This window comes from Sphingomonas sp. ABOLH (genome assembly GCF_003951715.1).
Classification (GTDB): Bacteria; Pseudomonadota; Alphaproteobacteria; order Sphingomonadales; family Sphingomonadaceae; genus Sphingomonas; species Sphingomonas hankookensis_A.
Genome location: NZ_QQWV01000009.1, coordinates 84834 through 104963, shown reverse-complemented (window position 1 = coordinate 104963; position 20130 = coordinate 84834). Strand labels below are relative to the sequence as shown.

The 20130-nt window shown below is 67.7% G+C and carries 22 protein-coding genes; 8 read left to right on the top strand and 14 right to left on the bottom strand.

Annotated elements, in window-relative coordinates; all coding sequences use genetic code 11:
- Window positions 1-2: 2 nt before the first annotated feature.
- Together CA237_RS06800 and CA237_RS06795 are read right to left on the bottom strand one after the other, a co-directional pair.
- On the bottom strand, window positions 3-302 hold the full coding sequence (locus tag CA237_RS06800; protein WP_066689330.1) for a hypothetical protein: 300 nt from the start codon (window positions 300-302) through the stop codon (window positions 3-5).
- Window positions 299-484: a hypothetical protein gene (locus tag CA237_RS06795; protein WP_066689333.1), complete on the bottom strand. Its 186-nt coding sequence runs from the start codon at window positions 482-484 to the stop codon at window positions 299-301. Before CA237_RS06795 ends, CA237_RS06800 begins: the two co-directional genes overlap by 4 nt.
- Before the next feature lie 96 nt (window positions 485-580).
- Here CA237_RS06795 and CA237_RS06790 point away from each other — a divergent pair, with 96 nt between their 5' ends.
- The gene (locus tag CA237_RS06790) at window positions 581-1195 is read left to right on the top strand and encodes a S24 family peptidase (protein ID WP_066689335.1); all 615 of its coding nucleotides are present in this window, start codon (window positions 581-583) and stop codon (window positions 1193-1195) included.
- A 5-nt stretch (window positions 1196-1200) separates the two neighbouring features.
- Here the strand turns inward: CA237_RS06790 and CA237_RS19610 are convergent, their stop codons facing one another.
- Window positions 1201-1377 carry a hypothetical protein gene (locus tag CA237_RS19610; RefSeq protein ID WP_164523844.1) on the bottom strand — a complete coding sequence of 59 codons (177 nt, stop codon included), beginning with the start codon at window positions 1375-1377 and terminating at the stop codon, window positions 1201-1203.
- Window positions 1378-1546: 169 nt separating this feature from the next.
- On the opposite strand from CA237_RS19610, the gene CA237_RS06785 reads away from it, so the two are divergent.
- The 4 genes from CA237_RS06785 to CA237_RS06770 all read left to right on the top strand — a co-directional run bounded on the left by CA237_RS06785 (window position 1547) and on the right by CA237_RS06770 (window position 9418).
- Window positions 1547-1771 carry a hypothetical protein gene (locus tag CA237_RS06785; RefSeq protein ID WP_066689337.1) on the top strand — a complete coding sequence of 75 codons (225 nt, stop codon included), beginning with the start codon at window positions 1547-1549 and terminating at the stop codon, window positions 1769-1771.
- A gap of 116 nt (window positions 1772-1887) precedes the next feature.
- Window positions 1888-3765, top strand: a complete 1878-nt coding sequence (locus CA237_RS06780) for an autotransporter assembly complex family protein (RefSeq protein WP_232307892.1) — start codon at window positions 1888-1890, stop codon at window positions 3763-3765.
- Window positions 3762-7922 carry a translocation/assembly module TamB domain-containing protein gene (locus CA237_RS06775; RefSeq protein WP_198158507.1) on the top strand — a complete coding sequence of 1387 codons (4161 nt, stop codon included), beginning with the start codon at window positions 3762-3764 and terminating at the stop codon, window positions 7920-7922. The genes CA237_RS06780 and CA237_RS06775 overlap by 4 nt, the downstream gene beginning before the upstream one ends.
- A gap of 47 nt (window positions 7923-7969) precedes the next feature.
- Window positions 7970-9418, top strand: a complete 1449-nt coding sequence (locus tag CA237_RS06770; RefSeq protein WP_066689341.1) for a TIGR00366 family protein — start codon at window positions 7970-7972, stop codon at window positions 9416-9418.
- On the opposite strand, the gene CA237_RS06765 is transcribed toward CA237_RS06770, so the two are convergent.
- The 3 genes from CA237_RS06765 to CA237_RS06755 form a co-directional block, all read right to left on the bottom strand.
- Complete coding sequence (locus CA237_RS06765) at window positions 9408-10358, bottom strand: tartrate-resistant acid phosphatase type 5 family protein (RefSeq protein WP_066689343.1); 951 nt, start codon at window positions 10356-10358, stop codon at window positions 9408-9410. The two genes, CA237_RS06770 and CA237_RS06765, sit on opposite strands and share 11 nt — an antisense overlap.
- 478 nt (window positions 10359-10836) lie before the next feature.
- Window positions 10837-12249 (bottom strand): type I glutamate--ammonia ligase, encoded by a 1413-nt coding sequence (glnA, locus tag CA237_RS06760; protein WP_066689345.1) that lies wholly within the window; start codon window positions 12247-12249, stop codon window positions 10837-10839.
- Window positions 12250-12339: 90 nt separating this feature from the next.
- The gene (locus CA237_RS06755; RefSeq protein ID WP_055759592.1) at window positions 12340-12678 is read right to left on the bottom strand and encodes a P-II family nitrogen regulator; all 339 of its coding nucleotides are present in this window, start codon (window positions 12676-12678) and stop codon (window positions 12340-12342) included.
- A 184-nt stretch (window positions 12679-12862) separates the two neighbouring features.
- On the opposite strand from CA237_RS06755, the gene CA237_RS06750 reads away from it, so the two are divergent.
- Window positions 12863-13231, top strand: a complete 369-nt coding sequence (locus tag CA237_RS06750; RefSeq protein ID WP_066689348.1) for a DUF3592 domain-containing protein — start codon at window positions 12863-12865, stop codon at window positions 13229-13231.
- Window positions 13232-13245: 14 nt separating this feature from the next.
- Here CA237_RS06750 and map read toward each other — a convergent pair whose 3' ends face one another.
- Window positions 13246-14073, bottom strand: a complete 828-nt coding sequence (gene map, locus CA237_RS06745; RefSeq protein ID WP_066689377.1) for a type I methionyl aminopeptidase — start codon at window positions 14071-14073, stop codon at window positions 13246-13248.
- Window positions 14074-14136: 63 nt separating this feature from the next.
- Between map and CA237_RS06740 the strand changes: the two genes are divergently transcribed.
- Window positions 14137-14892, top strand: coding sequence for a molybdopterin-binding protein (locus CA237_RS06740; protein ID WP_066689349.1), 756 nt, complete (start codon window positions 14137-14139; stop codon window positions 14890-14892).
- A gap of 60 nt (window positions 14893-14952) precedes the next feature.
- Window positions 14953-15885 carry a Gfo/Idh/MocA family oxidoreductase gene (locus tag CA237_RS06735; protein ID WP_066689350.1) on the top strand — a complete coding sequence of 311 codons (933 nt, stop codon included), beginning with the start codon at window positions 14953-14955 and terminating at the stop codon, window positions 15883-15885.
- Between the two features lie 104 nt (window positions 15886-15989).
- On the opposite strand, the gene CA237_RS06730 is transcribed toward CA237_RS06735, so the two are convergent.
- From CA237_RS06730 to CA237_RS06700, 7 genes are all read right to left on the bottom strand, one after another.
- Window positions 15990-16721: a lysophospholipid acyltransferase family protein gene (locus CA237_RS06730; RefSeq protein WP_232307893.1), complete on the bottom strand. Its 732-nt coding sequence runs from the start codon at window positions 16719-16721 to the stop codon at window positions 15990-15992.
- Between the two features lie 5 nt (window positions 16722-16726).
- Complete coding sequence (locus CA237_RS06725; protein ID WP_066689351.1) at window positions 16727-17149, bottom strand: Fur family transcriptional regulator; 423 nt, start codon at window positions 17147-17149, stop codon at window positions 16727-16729.
- Window positions 17150-17238: 89 nt separating this feature from the next.
- Window positions 17239-17652, bottom strand: coding sequence for a MucR family transcriptional regulator (locus tag CA237_RS06720; RefSeq protein WP_066689352.1), 414 nt, complete (start codon window positions 17650-17652; stop codon window positions 17239-17241).
- 90 nt (window positions 17653-17742) lie between these two features.
- Complete coding sequence (gene rimI / locus CA237_RS06715; protein WP_066689354.1) at window positions 17743-18225, bottom strand: ribosomal protein S18-alanine N-acetyltransferase; 483 nt, start codon at window positions 18223-18225, stop codon at window positions 17743-17745.
- A complete protein-coding gene (gene tsaB / locus CA237_RS06710) occupies window positions 18222-18839 on the bottom strand; it encodes a tRNA (adenosine(37)-N6)-threonylcarbamoyltransferase complex dimerization subunit type 1 TsaB (protein ID WP_126013433.1) in 618 nt (205 codons plus the stop codon). Before tsaB ends, rimI begins: the two co-directional genes overlap by 4 nt.
- A gap of 7 nt (window positions 18840-18846) precedes the next feature.
- Window positions 18847-19440, bottom strand: a complete 594-nt coding sequence (locus CA237_RS06705; RefSeq protein ID WP_126013430.1) for a malonic semialdehyde reductase — start codon at window positions 19438-19440, stop codon at window positions 18847-18849.
- Window positions 19437-20012: a NifU family protein gene (locus tag CA237_RS06700; RefSeq protein WP_066693430.1), complete on the bottom strand. Its 576-nt coding sequence runs from the start codon at window positions 20010-20012 to the stop codon at window positions 19437-19439. The genes CA237_RS06705 and CA237_RS06700 overlap by 4 nt, the downstream gene beginning before the upstream one ends.
- Between the last annotated feature and the right edge of the window lie 118 nt (window positions 20013-20130).

The window sequence follows — 20130 nt, the reverse complement described above, 5'->3', positions numbered from 1 at the left end:
GGTCAGCGTTCCTCGACGCTGAGTATGTCGATCGTTGCCGTCCGTTCGGCCGCGCTCGTGACGACCAGGTCGGCGACCAGATGTCCGCGTAGCGGCAGGTCCGCTTCGGGCAAGTTCGCCAGCCATGGGGCGAATCCAGCCCCGTCGCCGATCAGCGTCAGGTGGTGCCGCGCCCCGTTGAACGTGGCACTCGCCCAAGGCGTCGCCGCCGATGCGACGATCTCGATCGCGATCCCCGCCGCTTCGGCCGCAATGCGCAGCCGCCGTTCGAGCAGGGTCGTGACGTCCGGCCCCCGGCTCACTGCGAACGCTCCTGCCGGTCGATATAGGCCTCGATCCGGGCGATCAGCGGCGGGCGCGGCTGTCGCCCGTTGCGCAGGTCGCCCACCAGTCGCGGATCGCCCGCCGCGCGCCGCCCGAACAGCGTTTCGGGCGTTCCCGTTTCCTGCAGATGCCGGCTGATTCGCTGCAATATGGTGTGCATCCATAACCTCCCGTCCGCTCCCTCGACTCGACAATGTTCTTGATCTGTTCCTTGGAATCCAACATGTCTAGGAAAATTCCTACAAGGAGGACGGCGATGGAAATGGACGATGTCCGCGCGACGATCGCGCGGGTCGCGGCGGAACGCGGGGCCAGCCTGTCCGAATTGTCGCGCCTGTTGGGGCGCAATCCGGCCTATATGCAGCAGTTCATCGAACGCGGTTCGCCCCGCCGATTGTCGGAGGGCGACCGGGCGACGCTGGCGCGCTACCTAGGCGTGTCGGAGGCGGCGCTGGGCGGCCCGGAGGCGCGCGAACTGGTCGCCGTGCCACGAGTCGACGCACTGGCGTCGGCGGGGCCGGGTGGGCTGGTGGATGACGATCGCGGCGACGGCGCGATGCGGATCGACGGCGCGCTGCTACGCCAGTTGCGGGTGCGCCCGGGACAGGCGTCGGTGATCGCGGTCGCAGGCGATTCGATGCTGCCGACGCTGGCGGATGGCGACACCATCCTGGTCGATGGCGGCGACCGGCGCGGCGTGTCGGGGGCGATCCATGTCGTGCGCCATGACGGGGTGTTGCTGGTCAAGCGGCTGGCGCGGGTGCCGAACGGGGTCGAACTGGTCAGCGACAATCCGGCCTATGCCCCGATCCGGGTCGACGGCACGCCCGATATCGTCGGACGCGTCGTGTGGCTGTCGCGCGCGCTATAGGCGGATCACGGCTTCGGCCGGTCCAGCTGCCAGATGGCGACGGCGATCGCGATGCCGAGCGCAAGGCCGATCAGCAGCCCCATTGTCGCTTCGCCGAACACCGCGCCGATGATCGCGCCGCCCATCACGCCCAGCGCGATCGGCATTCCGCCGGCCTTCGGAGTATGCGGTGTCTTGTTCATCCCCGTCGCTTGCCATAGTCGACGGCCGCGCGCCACTCCCGTCCCGCCTGTGTCGCATCGGGACAGGGTGGCGTGCCGATCCGGGATTGCGCGGCGGCCGTTAACGATCAAAGGCGGCGGGGAAGGCGGTCGGTTCGCTTCCGGCACGATCCATGAACCACGGGATGCCATGCTCGACCCTGCACCGCTGCCGCCCTACATCGCCGACCTTTCCGACGTGGGTATCGCACAGCAATTGATGGCCGAATACGGCCCGGTCGCCGCGGAGGAAGCCGCCGCCCGTGCCGGTCAGGCCCGCAACCGGGACAATGTCGTCCAATTCTGCCGCTGGCGACAGGTCGCGCGGCTCGTCACGCTGCTGGAGCAGCCGGGCGCCTGGGGCACGATTCACTGACGTTTCGGGCCGGTTTGCCCTTGGCGGCAAGTGCCCTGCCGGTCTAGGACGAAACGATGTCGAGCTGCCGGCTAGCCGTGCTGTTGAGCGCCGGATGGCTCGCTTTTGCGGGTCCGATGGCGTTCGCGCAGACCCCGCCGGCCGCGCAGGAAACCCCGCTCGATCCGAATGCGCCGCTGACCGACCTGCCCGATATCGGCGTCGCCTGGCCCGATCTGTCGACCGCGCCGACCGACCCGACGCTCGCCACCGGGCCGCAGCGTGCCGGCGGCGAATATCGCTATAATTACCGCATCACCGGCATTGACGAGATCAACAACGACCTGTTCCGCCAGCGGTTCAACGAACTCTCGACGTTGCGCGCGAACGAAGGCGAACCGTCGAACGCGGCGCAGATCGACCGCCGCGCGCGCGAGGATGCCCGGCTGCTCGACGACCTGCTGCGCAACGAAGGCTATTTCGACGCCCGCATCGCGACCAGCGTCCGGCCCGAAGGCGACCGGCTGATCGTGTATCTGGAGGTGGAGCCGGGCCAGCTCTACCGCTTCGCGCAGGTCCGCACGCCAGGTATTGCGGCGGCGGGCGAGAAGGCCGGCGACCTGCGCACGGCATTCGGCCTCAAACCCGAAGCACCGGTACAGGGCGACACGGTGGTTGCGGCGCAGGAAAAGCTGGAGACGACGATCGGGCGCGAAGGCTTTCCCTTCGCCAAGGTCGGCGATCCGCAGATCACCGTCGACCATGCGACCCGCACCGCGACGATCGAGGTCGACGTGCAGCCGGGCGGCGAGCGGCGGTTCGGGCGGATCGTCGCCCGGCCCAACCGCATCTTCGATGGCGATCATGCGCAGGACATCGCCCGGTTCAAGCCCGGCGAAACCTATGATTCGGCGCTGGTCGACGATCTGCGCCGCGCGATCGTGCAGACCAGCCTCGTCTCGCAGGTGCGGCTGACCCCGGTCGAGGGACAGGCGCCGGGCACGGTCGACCTCGACCTCGCGATGGAGCCGGCGCCGCCGCGCACCATCGCCGGCGAAATCGGCTATGGCACCGGCGAAGGCGCGCGGGTCGAGGCGAGCTGGACCCATCGCAACCTGTTCCCGCCCGAAGGCGCGCTGACGCTGCGCGGCGTGATCGGCACCCTCGAACAGGTGGCGGCGGTCACCTTCCGCCGCAACAATTTCCATGGTCGCGACCGGGTGCTGACCGCGCAGATGGCGGCGACCCACCTGGTGCGCAACGCGTTCGAGGCGAACACGCTGTCGCTGTCGGGCAGCCTCGAGCGACAGACCAACATCTTCTTCCAAAAGACCTGGACCTGGTCGCTGGGCGGGGAACTGGTCGCGACCGACGAACGCGACGTGATCGTCGCGACCGGCGAACCGCGCCGCCGCACCTATTTCATCGGCGCCTTGCCCAGCAGCCTCAACTATGACGGCTCGGACGACCTGCTCAACCCGACGCGCGGCTTCCGCCTGGGCGGGCGGATCAGCCCCGAATTGTCGCTGCAGGGCAATGTGTTCGGCTATACCCGTGCGCAGATCGATGCGAGCGTGTATCGTCCGATCACCGGCCGGGTCGTGCTGGCGGCGCGTACCCGGATCGGGTCGATCCTCGGCGCGCCGCGCGATGCGGTGGCGCCGTCGCGGCGCTTCTATGCCGGCGGCGGCGCGTCGGTGCGCGGCTATGGCTTTCAGGATATCGGTCCGCGCGATCCCAACAACGATCCGATCGGCGGCCGCAGCCTTGCCGAATTCTCGCTGGAGGCGCGGGTCAAGGCGTTCGGCAATTTCGGCGTCGTGCCGTTCCTCGATGCCGGCAACATCTATACCTCGACGCTGCCGCGCTTCACCGGCATGCGCTACGGCGCCGGGGTCGGCGTGCGCTATTACAGCAATTTCGGTCCGATCCGCGTCGATGTCGGGACGCCGATCAACCCGCAGCGTGGCGACCCGCGCGTCGCGGTCTATGTCTCACTGGGGCAGGCATTTTGACCGACGAACCCGTCGCAGCGTCGCCGCCGGTCGTGGCGAAGCGCCGTATCGGCTGGGGCCGGCGGCTGGCGCAGCTGGTGTTGGCGATCATCGTCCTGATCGCCGGGCTGCTGGTGCTGATCGACACCGGTCCCGGCCACCGGCTGATCGCGAACCGCATCGCGACGATGAAGCCCGCCAACGGCCTGCGCTATCGCATCGGGCGGATCGACGGGTCGATCTATACCCGCGCACGGCTGATCGACGTGCGGATCTATGATTCCAAGGGCCTGATCCTGCGCGCACCGCTGGCCGAACTCGACTGGCGGCCGTGGGAATTCGTGTCGAACCGGCTGTCGATCAACAGCCTGACCATTCCGCGCGCGATCCTTGCCAAACTGCCGCAGCCGACGCCGACCGGGCGCAAGACGCCGATCCTGCCGAGCTTCGACATTCGCATCGGCCGGCTGAGCGTCGAGCGGCTGGAACTGGCCAAGGCGGTCACCGGCACGCCGCGGATCGGCAAGCTGGCCGGGCAGGCGGATGTCCGCTCGGGCCGGGCGCTGGTCGACCTCGCGCTCGATATCGCCGCCAGCGACCGGTTGCGCCTGCGCCTCGACGCCGAACCGGATCGCGACCGGTTCGACGTCGACGTTCGTGCCCGCGGGGCGGGCGACGGGCTGCTCGCGACGGCCAGCGGTATTCGCCGCCCGTTGTCGGTCGAGATATCGGGCGACGGGCGCTGGTCGGCATGGGACGGGCGGGCGGTCGCCGATGCCGGTCGTGCGCGGATCGTCGACCTGACGCTGGGTGTACGCGCCGGTCGCTATACGCTGGGCGGGACGCTCGCCCCGTCATCGCTATTGCAGGGCAAGCTCCAGCGGTTGACCGCCCGCCAAGTCCGCGTGACCGGCAGCGCGACCTTCGCCGACCGCCGCATCGACGGCGTGCTGGCGTTGCGCAGCGCTGCGCTGGCGATGGAAGCGGACGGCATCGTCGATCTCGGCACCAGCGCGTTCCGCGACCTGCGGCTGCGCGCACGGCTGCTGCGTCCGGCGGCGATGTTCCCGAACATGACCGGGCGCGACATCGAACTGCGCGCGATCCTCGACGGCGAATTCTCGACTGCGCGCTTCGACTATCGCCTGCGTGCGGCCCGACTGGCGTTCGATCAGACCGGGTTCGAACAGGTGGTGGCTGCCGGGCAGGGACGTTTTTCCAAGGCGCCGGTGATCGTGCCGATCCGGCTGGCGGCGGCGCGCGTGACCGGGGTCGGCGATGTTGCGGGCGGTATCCTGCGCAACCTGTCGGTGACCGGCAAGCTCGCGGTCGATGCCCGGACGCTGGTCGGCAACGACCTGATCGTCCGCTCCGACAAACTTAACGGGCGGATCATGCTGACGCTCGACCTGACCACCGGCCGCTACGAGGTCGGGATCAGCGGCGCACTGCAACGCTATCTGATTCCGGGACTGGGGCTGGTCGATGTGCAGACCCGGCTGACGGCGGTGCCGATCCCCGGCGGCGGCACGCGGATCGTCGGCCGCGGCATGGCGCAGGTCCGCCGGCTCGACAACGGCTTCTTCCGCTCGCTGACGCAAGGGTTGCCCCGGATCGAGACCGGGCTGGAGCGCGGCAATGACGGCATCCTCTATCTGCGCGGGTTGCGGCTCACGTCACCCGGCCTGACGCTGACCGGCATCGGCTATCGTCGCCGCGACGGCACCTTCCATTTCGAAGGCAGCGGACGGCAGGTGACCTATGGCCCGGTGCAGCTGGTCCTCGACGGCAATATCTCCAAGCCTACGCTCGACCTGCGCTTCGCCTCGCCCAACGCCACGCTGGGACTGGCGAATGTCGTCGCCCATCTCGATCCGACGGCGGAAGGCTTCGCCTATCGTGCCCAGGGCAACTCGCGGCTCGGGCCGTTCACCGCCAACGGCCGTATCCTGTTGCCGAGCGGCGGCACCGCACGCATCGCGGTCGACGAACTGGAGGTCAGCGGCACCCGCGCCACCGGTGGCGTCGACATCGTCGCGGAAGGGTTCCTTGGCCGGCTGAACGTCGATGGCGGCGGCATTGCCGGCACGATCGACTTCGCGCCGCAGGGCAGCGACCAGCGGATCGACATCGCGCTCGACGCCACGCGCGCGCGCCTCGGCGTCGCCGGATCGGTGCGGCGCGCCCGGCTTGAGGCGGGCGTACTGCTCGCGGATGGCGGCACCACGCTCGACGCGACGATGACCGCGCAAGGGTTCCGGCGTGGCCAGTTGTCGATCCCGCGGCTGGCGGGCAGCGCGAAGCTGGTCGACGGCGTCGGCGAAGTCCGCGCCGCCATCGCCGGCTCGCGCGGTCGCGCCTTCTCGATCCAGAGCGTGACCCAGGTCACCGCCGACGAATATCGCATCAGCGCGCAGGGCACGCTGGACCGCCGGCCGTTGAAGCTCGAAACCCCGGCGGTGGTCCGGCGCGAAGGCGATGGCTGGCGGCTGGCACCGACCCGGTTCAGCTTTGCCGGCGGCACGGCGACGGTCGGTGGCGCGGTCGGGCCGGACACGACCGAACTGGCGCTGGACGTGACGCGCATGCCGCTGGCGGTGCTCGACATCGGCTATCCGGGGCTGGGGCTGAGCGGCAGCGCGTCGGGCAAGATCGCCTATGCCACGCGCGGCGATACCCCCAGCGGCCGGGTCGACCTGACCATCCGGGGCTTGAGCCGGTCGGGGCTGGTGCTGTCGTCGACGCCGATCGACGTCGGCGTGGCGGCAGTGCTCGACGCGAACCGCGCCGGCGTGCGTGCGGTAATGGCCAGCGGCGGCAGGACGATCGGCCGGGCGCAGGCACGCCTCGCGCCGTTGGGGCAGGGCGATCTCGCCACCCGGCTGGGCAATGCGCCGCTCTTCGCGCAGCTACGCTATGGCGGCCCGGCGGACACGCTATGGCGACTGACCGGCATCGAATTGTTCGACCTGTCCGGCCCGGTATCGGTCGGCGCCGACGTGACCGGCCGACTGAACGACCCACGCATCCGGGGCGTGCTCCGTTCCAGCGGCGCGCGCATCGAAAGCGCGATCACCGGCACCGTGCTGACCGGCGTGGAGGCGCAGGGGCGCTTCGACGGATCGCGGCTGGTGATCGATCGCTTCGCGGCGAATGACGGTCGGCAGGGGCGGGTGACCGGCACCGGCGCGTTCGAATTCGCCGCGGTGCGCGGCTTCGGCATCGACCTGTCGCTCACCGCCGACCGCGCGCGGCTCATCAATACCGACTCGATTGGGGCAACCGTCACCGGTCCGATCCGCGTGCGCAGCGACGGCGCGGGCGGCACCATCTCGGGCGAGGTCCGGATGGATGGCAGCCGCTATCGCCTCGGCCGCGCGACCGCCACCGCGCCGATCCCCCGCCTCAACATCCGCGAGATCAACCGCCCCGACGGCGATGACGAGGCGAGCGCGGCGGTGGTGCCGTGGAAGCTCGACCTGCGCGCCCGTGCGCCCGGCGGCCTGATCGTCACCGGCCTGGGTCTCACCAGCGAATGGTCCGCCGACCTCGCCATCACCGGCGAACCGACCAATCCGATCATCAACGGTCGCGCCGATCTGGTCCGCGGCGATTATGAATTTGCCGGGCGGGAGTTTCAGCTTGATCGCGGGGCGTTGCGATTCAACGGCGAAAGCCCGGCCGACCCCGCGCTCGACATCGTCGCCAATGCCGATACGCAGGGGTTGAACGCGACCATTCGTGTTGCCGGCACTGCCACGCGTCCGGAAATAAGTTTCCAGAGCGTGCCGGCGCTGCCCGAGGACGAATTGCTGTCCCGCCTGCTGTTCGGCACCTCGATCACCAACCTGTCGGCACCGGAGGCGTTGCAGCTGGCAGCCGCCGTCGCCGCGCTCCAGAATGGCGAGGGCGGGCTGAACCCGATCAACGCGGTGCGTCGTGCCGCCGGCCTCGATCGCCTGCGCATCCTGCCCGCCGACCCGCAGACCGGACAGGGGACCTCGGTCGCTGCCGGCAAATATCTGACGCGGCGTTTCTATGCGGAGATCGTGACCGACGGGCAGGGCTATTCCGCCACCCGGATCGAGTTTCAGGTCACGCGCTGGCTGTCGCTGCTGGCGTCGATCTCCACCATCGGTCGGCAGAGCACCAACGTCCGCATCTCCCGCGATTATTGACCCGCGGTCGAACCGGCTGCGCAACGATTGGCCGGGCGGTTCGTATAATGTCCGAACCACCGGAGACGCCGATGACCGCCGCCGCCCCCGCCACCGATGGCCGCCTTGCCCGGATCGCCCTGCGCTTCACCGAATGGGCCGAACGCTGGTTTCCCGATGCCTTCGTGTTCGTCGCGTTGGCGGTGGTCGTCGTCGCCGCGGCGGTGCTGGCCAATGGCGCGCCGGTGGCGTCGGTTGCGAAGAGCTTCGGTGACGGCTTCTGGACGCTGATCCCGTTCACCATGCAGATGGTGTTCGTCACCATCGGCGGCTATGTCGTCGCGACCTCCGCGCCGATGCAGCGGCTGATCGATCGGCTGGCGCTGATCCCGAAGAGCGGACGCGGCGCAATCGGGCTGATCGCCATCGCTACGATGCTGTCCTCGCTGCTCAGCTGGGGCTTGAGCCTGATCTTCGGCGGCCTGCTCACCCGTGCAGTGGCGCGGCGGACCGAGTTGCGCATGGATTACCGCGCAGGCGGGGCGGCGGCCTATCTCGGCCTCGGCGCGACCTGGGCGATGGGACTGTCGTCGTCGTCAGCGCAGCTACAGGCGAACCCGGCCAGCCTGCCACCGGGGCTGCTGCCGATCACCGGCGTCATCCCGTTCAGCCAGACGATCTTCCTGTGGCAATCGATGCTGATCGCCGCGATCCTGGTCGTGGTGTCGACGGTGATCGCGGTCGCTTCCGCCCCCGGTCGCGACAGCGCGGTGACCGCGCAGGACATGGGGATCGATCCGGCACGCGAGGACGACGCACTGCCGCCGCGGACCCAGCCCGGCGAATGGCTGGAACATGCGCCGCTGCTGACCGTGCTGATCGGCCTGCTGGCGGCCGGGTGGCTGGTGCAGGAGTTCGCGCGGCAACCGTGGATGATCGCCATCTCCAACCTCAACACCTACAACTTCCTGTTCCTGATGGCGGGGCTGGTGCTGCACTGGCGGCCCAAACGCTTCCTGAACGCGCTCGCCCGGTCGGTGCCGGCGACGGCGGGCATCCTGATCCAATACCCTTTCTATGCCGCGATCGCCGCGATGATGACGACCGCCAGGAGCGCCGACGGATCGACCCTGTCCGACGTCATCGCCCATGCCTTCGTGTCGCTGAACACCGCCGAGACCTTCCCGATCACCATGGGCGTCTATTCGGCGATCCTCGGCTTCTTCATCCCCTCGGGCGGCGGCAAGTGGTTGCTGGAGGCGCCCTATGTGATGCAGGCGGCGAACGACCTGCAGGTCCATCTCGGCTGGGCGGTGCAGATCTACAATGCGTCGGAGGCGCTGCCGAACCTCATCAATCCGTTCTGGATGCTGCCCTTGCTGGGCATTCTCGGGCTGAAGGCGCGCGACATTGTCGGGTTCAGCTTCCTGCAGCTGATCGTCCACCTGCCGCTGGTGCTGTTCCTGCTCTGGGCGCTGGCGTTTACGCTGCCCTACACCCCGCCGGTCATGCCGTAGCGCGGGCGCGGACCGGGATCGACGCGTTGTAGAGGCTGGCGCCGCGTTCGTCGCGCAGGTCGAACGACAACAGGTCCCCCGCGATCTGCACCATGCCGAAGCCGGCGGCGGCGCGGCAGAAGCGGGTGCCCTCGACCGGCTGCACCGGCCGTGCCTCCATGCCGCCGCCGCACTGGATCATGTCGATCCCGTCGCGACGGATATGCTGAAGGTCGTGGTCATGGCCCGCGATATAGGCCTGCACGCCGTGGCGGTTCAGGATCGGCAGCACCTGCGCGATGATCTCCGGCTGGTCGCCATGGCCGCTGCCGCCGGATCGGATCGGGTGGTGGCCGGTCACGATCTTCCACTTGGCACGCGACTGCGACAGCGCATGGTCGAGCCATGCCAGCTGCTGTTTCGTATCCTGGGACCGCGTGTTGCTGCCGATCACGCCGTCGTTGCTGCGATAGCGTTCGACGAAGGGCGAGGTATCGATCGCGAACAGATCGGCGTCGGCGCGGACCAGCGCCGCATCGGCGACCTGATAATAGCGCGCCGGCATCCGCCACCGCTTGCTGCGCGCGGCATAATCGATCTGCGCCTGCGGGTTGCCGCGATAGTCGTGATTGCCGAGCAGCGCATACCACGGCACCTGCAACGCCGGGTGGGTATAGACGCCCTCGAACACCGACTGCCACAGCGGATCGTCTACCGACGCGACGCCGTCGGTGTAGAAATTGTCCCCGATCGCCAGCACGAAATCGGCCTGTGCTGTTGCGGCGGTACGGCCCATCGCGGCGGCGACATGATGCTGTTCGGGGGTATCGCGCCCCCAGTCGCCGAGGACGGCGAAGGTCGCGCGGTTCGCACTCCGCGCGCGCGACGGCGTGACGCCCAGGCTGGCCGCGCCGATGGCGAACCCGCCGAGCAACGTGCGGCGGTCGAGGATGACGGTCATGGGCGTTCCTGTTGACGGGCGAATGCGGGCCTTGGAGCATGGCGATGTGACGATTGTGTGGCGGTGAGGGTGAGGGGGGATCGCCTAATCCCCTTCACAATCAGCCCGTCACCCCAGCGAAGGCTGGGGTCTCTCGCGGCTCCTGCGGTGGGCTCGTACCGGGAGATCCCAGCCTTCGCTGGGATGACGTTGGTGGGTGGGGCGGGCGAGCCGGCGTGCGCGGTTAGGGGGCGTTTGCGGTTATCGAAAGCCATCGTCCATCGTCACCCCGGACTTGATCCGGGGTCCCGCTTCTTCTTCGGCGAGCGTTATGCGTGGTAGATCGGACAATGGAAAAAGGCGCCGGAGCATGCGCCCGACGCCTCTTATCCATCAGCGCGACGTGGCGAAGCCACGTCGTCGGTCCTCGCCGTAAGGCGAGGCCGGCCGACAGCACCGGTGGCACGCTTGCGTGCCACCGGTTGCCGGCACGGCAACCTCAGGCGCTGTAGTACATGTCATATTCGACCGGGCTGGGGGTCATTTCCCACCGCGCCACTTCGCCGCGCTTGATCTCGATATAGGCTTCGATCTGGTCCTTCGAGAACACGTCGCCCTTCAGCAGATAGTCCATATCGGCTTCGAGGCTGTCGAGCGCTTCGCGCAAGCTGCCGCACACGGTCGGGACCTGGGCGAGTTCTGCCGGCGGCAGGTCGTACAGGTTCTTGTCCATCGCTTCGCCCGGATGGATCTTGTTCTGGATGCCGTCGAGACCAGCCATCATCAGCGCCGCATAGGCGAGATAGGGGTTGGCCATCGCGTCGGGGAAGCGGACTTCGACGCGCTTCGACTTCGGACCGGTGCCGTACGGGATGCGGCACGATGCCGACCGGTTGCGCGCCGAATAGGCGAGCAGCACCGGCGCTTCGTAACCCGGGACCAGGCGCTTGTAGCTGTTGGTCGTCGGGTTGGTGAAGGCGTTCACCGACTTGGCATGCTTGATGATGCCGCCGATGAAATACAGGCACATGTCCGACAGGCCGGCATAGCCGTCGCCGGCGAACAGCGGCGAACCACCGTTCCAGATCGAGAAGTGGGTGTGCATGCCCGAGCCGTTATCTTCCTTGATCGGCTTCGGCATGAAGGTCGCGGTCTTGCCATAGGCATGGGCGACCTGGTGCACGACATATTTGTAGATCTGCATGCGATCGGCGGTCGTGGTCAGCGTGCCGAAGGTCAGGCCCAGTTCGTGCTGCGCGGCGGCGACTTCGTGGTGATGCTTGTCGCAGGGCAGGCCCATTTCGAGCATCGTCGTGACCATTTCGCCACGGATGTCGACGGCGCTGTCGACGGGGGCGACGGGGAAGTAACCGCCCTTGGCACGCGGGCGGTGGCCCATGTTGCCCGCTTCATATTCGCGACCCGAATTGCCCGGCAGTTCGATGTCGTCGATCTTGTAGTAGCTGGTCGAATAGCTGTTTTCGAACCGCACGTCGTCGAACATGAAGAATTCGGCTTCCGGCCCGACATAGACGGTGTCGCCGATGCCGGTGGTCTTCAGATACGCCTCGGCGCGCTTCGCGGTCGAACGCGGGTCGCGGGCATAGAGTTCGCCGGTCGACGGCTCGACCACGTCGCAGAAGATGACCAGCATCGGGGTGGCCGAGAACGGGTCGGTGTAGACCGCGTCCAGATCGGGCTTGAGCACCATGTCGGATTCGTTGATCGCCTTCCAGCCCTCGATCGACGAACCGTCGAACATCAGGCCGTCGGTCAGCTCGTCCTCGCCCAGGATCGACGCGACCATGGTCAGGTGCTGCCACTTGCCCTTGGGATCGGTGAAGCGCAGATCGATCCACTCGATCTCTTCTTCCTTGATCCGCTTCAGGATGGTGCTGGCGGTAGTAGCCATCGGAAACTGCCCTTTCTGGATTAAACCCCACGCTCCGGCGCAATCAATCGCCCCGGAACGCCCCGTGATTCGAAATAATGCTGCGTTGCGTCAGATCGCGTCGTCGTTGCGCTCACCCGTGCGGATGCGCAAGGCGGTCTCGACCGGAATGACGAAAATCTTTCCGTCGCCGATGCGGCCGGTCTGTGCCGCCGCGGCGATCGCCTCCACGACGCGCTCGGCCAGGCCGTCCTCGACCACTACTTCCAGCTTCACCTTGGGCAGGAAATCGACGACATATTCCGCGCCGCGATACAGTTCGGTGTGGCCCTTCTGCCGACCGAAGCCCTTGGCCTCGGTCACGGTGATCCCGCTCACGCCAACCTCGTGCAGCGCTTCCTTCACCTCATCCAGCTTGAACGGCTTGATGATGGCCTCGATCTTCTTCATTCGCCTTGCCGATCCCCTCGGACGAACCGACCCCGATAGGCCGTTTGCATCCCGTTAAACAATTACCGTGCCAACCGGCGATTCGCCTTGGATACGATCATCGGGCATTCGGTCGAAGCTGTCGATATTGCCCGCAGAAGGGGCAGGGTGCCGGTTTTTCGGGCAGCCGTGACGGAGGCAGGACATGCGTGCGAAGTTGTTCGTCGTACTGGGTATCGCGCTTCTGACGGCTGCGGCAGTGCAGGCAGTCGCCGTGCGCCGCTACCTTCGCGACACATCGGTGACCATCGGCGAGGTAATGGCAACGCCCTATGGCGGAAGCCACCCGGTCATACGGCTCGCGACGGCGGACGGCGTCGTCGTGACCTTTCCCGGCAATGGATGGATCGGCGGCTACGCCACAGGTGACCGCATAGCGGTGCGCTACGATCCGCGACGACCACGGATCAGCCCGGCGATCGACGCGATCGGCAGCGTCTGGGTAGGCGTGATCGCGTCGGTCGTGCTGGGCGTAGGGTTCGTGCTGGGCGGGTGGCTGTCGCGAAGGCGATAAGGCCGGCGCCCTACTTACCCGTACGGCGGCTTCGTAAACCCCTTCGGGCTGAGCGTGAAGATCTCGCACCCATCCTCGGTAATCCCGATCGAATGTTCGAACTGGGCCGACAGCGACCGGTCGCGCGTCACCGCCGTCCAGCCATCCTCCAGCATCTTCACGTCGGGCCGGCCGATGTTGATCATCGGTTCGATGGTGAAGAACATGCCGGGCCGCAGTTCCGGACCGGTGCCGGGGCGGCCGGCATGGATCACTTCCGGCGCGTCATGGAACAGCTGGCCCAGGCCGTGACCGCAGAAGTCGCGGACCACGCCGTAGCGATGCGCTTCGGCATGGCGCTGGATCGCGTGCGCGACATCGCCCATCCGGTTGCCGGGCTTCGCCTGTTCGATGCCGAGCATCAGGCATTCATAGGTCACGTCGACCAGCTTGCGGGCCTTGATCGGCACGTTGCCGACCAGATAAGTGCGGCTGCTGTCGCCATGCCAGCCGTCCAGCAGCGGCGTGACGTCGATATTGGCGATGTCGCCGTCCTTCAGCGTCCGGTCCGACGGGATGCCATGACAAACCACATGGTTGATCGAGATGCAGGTCGAATGGGCATAGCCGCGATAGCCGAGCGTGGCGGGCACCGCGCCGCCCTCGCGCATCAGGCGATAGATGATCGCATCCAGCTCGGCGGTGGTGACGCCCGGCACGACATGCGGGGTGATTTCGTCGAGGATGTGCGCGGCGAGGCGGCCGGCGCGGCGCATCCCTTCGAACCCGGTGGCATCGTGCAGCTTGATCGCGCCGGTCCGGGCCAGCGGCATATCGGCGGTGACGGTCTGATAGTCGGTCATCGTGCCCATATAGGCAAGGATCGGGCGCTAGGCGAGGGCGCGTGCCCGCGCTATGCGAAGGGCATGACCGACCGCATCTGGACCGCCGCCCTGCTCGTCATCGGGGATGAAATCCTCTCCGGCCGGACGCAGGACAGGAACGTGGCGCAGCTGGCGACCTGGCTGAACGTGCAGGGCATCCGCCTGTCCGAGGTTCGGGTCGTCGCCGACCGGGAGGACGCGATCGTCGAGGCGGTGAACACGCTGCGGGCGCGCAACGACTATCTCTTCACCACCGGCGGGATCGGACCGACCCATGACGACATCACCGTCGATTCGATCGCGGCGGCGCTGGGCGTGCCGGTCGTCGTGCATCCCCGCGCGCGGGCGATCCTCGAAGCCTATTACGAAACGCGGGGCGGGCTGACCGACGCGCGGCTGCGCATGGCGCGGGTTCCGCAAGGCGGCGAGCTGATCGAGAACCGGATGTCGGGCGCGCCGGGCATTCATATCGCGAATATCTTCGTCATGGCGGGCGTGCCGCATATCGCCGCGGCGATGCTCGACAGCCTGACCGGCACGATGGAGGGCGGTCGGCCGGTCGTCTCCGGGACGCTCGGCTGCTGGGTGGGCGAGAGCGAGGTGGCCGGGATGCTGGGCGAGGTCGAACGCGCGCATGATGGCGTGGCGATCGGCAGCTACCCCTTCTTTCGCGAAGGCCGCACCGGCGCGAACTTCGTCGTCCGCGCGACCGATCCGGCGGTGGTCGATGCCTGCCTTGCCGACCTGACCGACCGCCTGCGCACCGCCGGTCACGACCCGGTTGCCGGCGGAATCTGATACGCCGCTTGCTAGGTTGCGGCCGGCTTGATAAGTCGGACAAATAATCGGCAGGAGAGAATGACGTTGGCATCCCCGACCCGCATTGCGTTGGCCGGCATCGGCAAGATCGCGCGCGACCAGCATATCCCGCATATCGCCGCCAGCCCGGACTTCGAGCTCGTCGCCGCCGTCACCGGCCATGCCGCGCCCGATGGCGTGCCGGGGTTCAAGACCATCGACGAGATGATGGCGGCGATGCCCGATGTGCAGGCGATCTCGATCTGCACGCCGCCGCGCGGACGCCTGTCGCTGATCCAACAGGCGCTCGACCACGGGCTCGACGTGATGATCGAAAAGCCGCCCGCCGCCACCCTGTCCGAAGCGCAGGCGTTCGCCCGCGCCGCCGAACAGGCCGGCAAGGTGCTGTTCGCGACTTGGCATTCGCGCGAGGCAGCGGCGGTCGAGCCCGCGCGGCAATGGCTGGCCACCCGCACCATCCGCCGCGTGGCAGTGAACTGGAAGGAGGACGTGCGCGTCTGGCATCCGGGGCAGGCATGGATCTGGGAACCGGGCATCGGCGTGTTCGATCCGGGGATCAACGCGCTGTCGGTCATCACCCGCATCCTGCCGCGCCCGCTGCTGCTCGATGCGGCGGAGCTACGCTTTCCGTCGAACCGCGACGCGCCGATCGCCGCCGATCTCGACTTCACCGACACGGCGGGCGTGCCGGTCCGCGTCGAATTCGACTTTGACCAGACGGGGCCGCAGACCTGGGACGTCGATGTCGAAACCGATGACGGCCAGCTGAAGCTGTCGATGGGCGCTTCGCAGATGGCGGTCGATGGCACGCCGGTCGATGTCGGTGACGAGCCCGAATATGCTCGCCTGTATCGTCGTTTTGCCGAATGCCTGCGCGACCGGGTGAGCGACGTCGATCTGTCGCCGTTCGTGCACGTCAACGACGCCTTCCTGTTGGGGCGGCGGGTGACGGTCGGGGAGTTCAGCGAGTAGCCTTTCCGTTTACGCAGTAACGTCACCCCAGGCTGCGCTGGGGTCTCCCGCGGCGAGGCGCGCGCTTTGTTACCGGGAGACCCCAGCCTGCGCTGGAGTGACGGCTATTGTGGGCGCCGCATCGCCGCCGCGATCGCATCCCGCGCCCTTGCCGCGACCGCCTTGCGTCCCATGCCCGCCGGATCGAACGGTTCGAGGAAATGGATCGTCAGCGCGATCCGCCCCGGGCGTGCCAGCACGCGTGCGGCGTTGGTCGTGCCCGGTTCGTCACCCAGCCACGCGACTTCCCGCGCGTCGCCATAGTCGAGATAGACCGGCTGCACCCTGAGGCCCGGCGGCGGCGGATCGATCGCGCCCAGCAAGGCCGCCTTGAACGGCAGCAATTCGCCCGGCGCGCTGGTCGTCCCTTCGGGAAACACCGTCACCGGATGGTCGGCCAGCAGCGCCTGGCGCAGCGTATCGATCTGCCGCGCCACGCCCAGCCGGTCGCCGCGATCGACGAACAGGGTGTGGTTCAGCGTGCACAGCCACCCGACCAGCGGCGCGTCACGCAACTCGCCCTTGGCGACGAACGCACTCCCGCTCGCCCCGGCAATGGCGAGAATGTCGATCCAGCTTTGATGATTGGCGAGGTAGAGCACGTCGCGCGGCGCCGGCGACCCGATGACGGTGGTCCTGACCCCGACGACCGAAGCGATCCGCCCCAGAAAGCGCGGCGGCCATGGCGAGCGCAGGCGCAATGCCCGCCAACTGCCGTGCAGGATCAGATAGACGACCAGCGCCGCCAGCATGCCGCCCGCCCGTGCGATCAACCGCAGCCGCGCGGGCAGGGGCATGCGCGTCAATCCTTGCGGTCGAGGCTGACGCCGTAGAGTTCCATGCGGTGGTCGACCAGGCGGAAGCCCAGGCGTTCGGCAATTTGTTTCTGCAGCAGTTCCAGTTCCGGATCGACGAATTCGATCACCCGGCCGCTCTCTACATCGATCAGGTGATCGTGATGCGCCTCGGGCGAGGGTTCGTAGCGCGCGCGGCCGTCGCCGAAATCGTGACGGTCGAGGATGCCGGCCTCTTCGAACAGGCGCACGGTGCGATACACGGTCGCGATCGAGATGCCCGGATCGATCGCCGATGCGCGTTCATACACCTTTTCGACATCGGGATGGTCGTCGGCTTCGGACAGGACGCGCGCGATGACGCGGCGCTGTTCGGTGATCCGCAGCCCCTTTTGGTGACACAGCGCTTCGAGATCGATCTTGCGGGGCATGAATTCCTGTACGTCCAGACGGGAGAGTTGCGCGCCGTTCTAGCGTGCCGGGCGCGCCAGCGAAAGCCGCTAAACGCGTGCCGCCCGGATCAGGCGCTGCGCCGTTGCGTACCCAGGCCGATCTGCTTGGCGAGCGAGCGACGCTGTTCGGCATAGTTTGGCGCGACCATCGGATAGTCGGCCGGCAGGTTCCACTTCGCGCGATATTGCTCGGGCGTCAGGTTGTAATGGGTCATCAGATGCCGCTTGAGCATCTTGAGCTTCCGCCCGTCCTCCAGACAGACGATATAGTCGGGCTTGACCGACGAGCGCACCGGCACCGCCGGTTCCGCGCGCGGTGCGGGCGCCTCGTCCGGCGAACCGAGCTTGGCGAGCGCGCCATGGACGCTGTGGATCAGCGTCGGGATGTCCGCGACATCGATATTGTTGTTTCCGACATGTGCCGCGACGATATCCGCGGTCAAAGCGATCAGCGTGCCGTCACGCTCCGCGTCCATTCCCATATCTTCCCTCGTTACGCAGCCGCTACAATTGGCCGTTACCGCTATCGGCCTACCGCGCGGTCATCGCAACAATATAAGTAACATCTTTTGTTATTTGCCCGGAATCGGCCGGACATAGGTGTGTGCGTCGAAGCGTTCGCCACCGCGACCGGCATAATAATTGCGCCGCTCCCCGCATTTGGCGAAGCCTTCGCTGGCATAGAGGCGGGTGGCATCGTTGCCCGCGCGCATTTCGAGGCACAGCCGCACGGCACCGCGCGCAGCGGCATCGTCGATCGCCCGCCGCAGCAGGGCGCGTCCGACCCCGCGCCCGCGTTGGTCGGGAAGCACCGCGATCAGCAGCAATTCGGCATCATCGGCCACCGCCCGCGTCAGCGCGAAGCCGACCAGCCGATCGTCCAGATGCGCCAGCGTCAGCCAGACGCCGGGCAACGACAACATGCCGAGGCATTGGGCAGGGGTCCATGCCTCCCCAAAGCGCGGATCGAACGCCGCCTGCATCACCCGGTCGACCGCGCCGACATCGGCGGCGGTGCCATCGGCCAGCGCGATCGCGACGCGCGTATCGCTCATGCCCGCACGCTCGGCACCGCATCGGGCGCACGACCATAGAGCGGGGCGGGGGGCAGGCTGGCCTGCGCCGCTGGAAGCAGCACCGCATCGGCGGCATCGGGCAGGCGGTCGCTGTCGGGCAGGCTGTCGTCGACGCTGCGCAACCGTGCCAGCCCCTGTCCGACGACGCGGCGACCCGTCAGCGCCGCGACCGCATCGGCGGGCTTGCGCGACACCGCCGGTCCATCGGCGACCAGATCGCCGTCGAACCCCTGCTGAAACACCTCGCCATGGCCGCCGTCGAGCACCGCGACGATCGCGTCGCCCGGTTGCTCGGCGAGCGCGGCGGCGGCGATCAGCGCCAGCGACGAATAGCCCGTAACCGGCACGCCCCAGCCGATGCCCAGCCCGCGCGCCGCCGCCAGCCCGACGCGCACGCCGGTAAAGCTGCCCGGCCCGCAATCGACCAGGATCGCGTCGGCGCGTCCCTGATCGGGCAGGGCGGCGATCATCGGCACCAGCCGTTCGGCATGGCCGCGCCCGACGACGACATGGTCGCGCGCGATCACTGCGCCATCCTCGATCAACGCGACCGAGCAGGCGGCGGTGGCGGTTTCGATGACCAGCGTCCGCACGAGGGGGTCAGGCGATCCGGTTGAACTTGGCGAAATCGGGCCGGGGCGACCGCGGATGCAGGCTGGCGGTATCGCCATAGCCGAGCGTCGTGATGAAATTGGCGTGGACCGACGGCGTATCGGCAAAGAACGCCTTGTCCACCGCGCCGGCATCGAAGCCCGACATCGGCCCGGTATCGAGCCCCAGGGCGCGTGCCGCGAGGATCAGATAGGCGCCCTGCAACGACGAATTGCGAAAAGCCGATGCCTGGCGCAGCTCGGCATTACCGTCGAACCACGACTTCGCATCGGTATGCGGGAACAGTTCGGGCAGATGTTCGTGAAATTCGGTGTCCATGCCGATGATCGCGGTCACCGGCGCGGCGCGAATCTTGTCGGGGTTGGTCCCGCTGGCGCAGGCGGCCAGCTTGTCCTTCGCCTCTGGCGAGGTGCACCACACGATCCGCGCCGGCAGCTGGTTGGCGCTGGTCGGACCCCATTTCAGCAGGTCCCAGATCGCGTGCAGCGTCGCATCGTCGACCGGCCGATCGGTATAGTGGTTGAACGTGCGCGCGCTGCGGAACAGCGTGTCGAGCGCCTGGTCGTCGAGCTTGGCCATCAGACTGCACGAACCTCCGTGACTTCGGGGACATAATATTTGAGCAATTGCTCGATCCCGTTCTTCAGCGTCGCGCTGGACGACGGGCAGCCCGAACAGGCGCCCTGCAGCTGCAGATAGACCTTGCCCTGGTCGAACCCACGATAGACGATGTCGCCGCCGTCATTCGCCACCGCCGGACGGACGCGGGTTTCGATCAGTTCCTTGATCTGTTCGACGATGTCGGCGTCTTCCGGATTGTCGGTGAACGCCGCGTCCTCGGCCGGAACCGAGAAGCCGGCGGTGCCGGTCGCGTGGAACAACGGCATGCGCCCGCCGAAATGGTCGAGCAGCAGCGCCAGCACATCGGGCTTCAGATCGGCCCATTCGCTGCCCGGCGCCTTGGTCACCGACACGAAGTCGCGGCCGAAGAACACGCCGACGACATCGCCCAGCGCGAACAGCTGCGTGGCGAGGGGCGATGCTTCCGCTTCCTCCGGCGACGCGAAGTCGCGCGTGCCGGCGTCCATCACGACCTGCCCGGGCAGGAATTTCAGCGTCGCCGGATTGGGCGTGGATTCGGTTTCGATCAACATGGCGTCCATGTGGCGGCATGGGCACGGGGGATCAAGGGCGGTTGCGGAAACGCTGGGTTGTGCGGTGGCGACCCGCGCGTTGCCACGATTGTTACGCTCCTGTACGAGCCGGGAAAGG

What these genes read in the sequence shown, in the direction of transcription:
- map (WP_066689377.1), bottom strand. Translation starts at nt 14,073, where the DNA reads ATGACCGACTATCAGACCGTCACCGCCGATATGCCGCTGGCCCGGACC.
- CA237_RS06720 (WP_066689352.1), bottom strand. Translation starts at nt 17,652, where the DNA reads ATGGGAATGGACGCGGAGCGTGACGGCACGCTGATCGCTTTGACCGCG.
- CA237_RS06790 (WP_066689335.1), top strand. Translation starts at nt 581, where the DNA reads ATGGAAATGGACGATGTCCGCGCGACGATCGCGCGGGTCGCGGCGGAA.
- CA237_RS06795 (WP_066689333.1), bottom strand. Translation starts at nt 484, where the DNA reads ATGCACACCATATTGCAGCGAATCAGCCGGCATCTGCAGGAAACGGGA.
- CA237_RS06755 (WP_055759592.1), bottom strand. Translation starts at nt 12,678, where the DNA reads ATGAAGAAGATCGAGGCCATCATCAAGCCGTTCAAGCTGGATGAGGTG.
- CA237_RS06780 (WP_232307892.1), top strand. Translation starts at nt 1,888, where the DNA reads ATGGCGTTCGCGCAGACCCCGCCGGCCGCGCAGGAAACCCCGCTCGAT.
- CA237_RS06735 (WP_066689350.1), top strand. Translation starts at nt 14,953, where the DNA reads ATGACGTTGGCATCCCCGACCCGCATTGCGTTGGCCGGCATCGGCAAG.
- glnA (WP_066689345.1), bottom strand. Translation starts at nt 12,249, where the DNA reads ATGGCTACTACCGCCAGCACCATCCTGAAGCGGATCAAGGAAGAAGAG.
- CA237_RS06740 (WP_066689349.1), top strand. Translation starts at nt 14,137, where the DNA reads ATGACCGACCGCATCTGGACCGCCGCCCTGCTCGTCATCGGGGATGAA.
- CA237_RS19610 (WP_164523844.1), bottom strand. Translation starts at nt 1,377, where the DNA reads ATGAACAAGACACCGCATACTCCGAAGGCCGGCGGAATGCCGATCGCG.
- CA237_RS06700 (WP_066693430.1), bottom strand. Translation starts at nt 20,012, where the DNA reads ATGTTGATCGAAACCGAATCCACGCCCAATCCGGCGACGCTGAAATTC.
- rimI (WP_066689354.1), bottom strand. Translation starts at nt 18,225, where the DNA reads ATGAGCGATACGCGCGTCGCGATCGCGCTGGCCGATGGCACCGCCGCC.
- CA237_RS06730 (WP_232307893.1), bottom strand. Translation starts at nt 16,721, where the DNA reads ATGCCCCTGCCCGCGCGGCTGCGGTTGATCGCACGGGCGGGCGGCATG.
- CA237_RS06765 (WP_066689343.1), bottom strand. Translation starts at nt 10,358, where the DNA reads ATGACCGTCATCCTCGACCGCCGCACGTTGCTCGGCGGGTTCGCCATC.
- CA237_RS06770 (WP_066689341.1), top strand. Translation starts at nt 7,970, where the DNA reads ATGTCCGAACCACCGGAGACGCCGATGACCGCCGCCGCCCCCGCCACC.
- CA237_RS06785 (WP_066689337.1), top strand. Translation starts at nt 1,547, where the DNA reads ATGCTCGACCCTGCACCGCTGCCGCCCTACATCGCCGACCTTTCCGAC.
- CA237_RS06725 (WP_066689351.1), bottom strand. Translation starts at nt 17,149, where the DNA reads ATGCCCCGCAAGATCGATCTCGAAGCGCTGTGTCACCAAAAGGGGCTG.
- CA237_RS06750 (WP_066689348.1), top strand. Translation starts at nt 12,863, where the DNA reads ATGCGTGCGAAGTTGTTCGTCGTACTGGGTATCGCGCTTCTGACGGCT.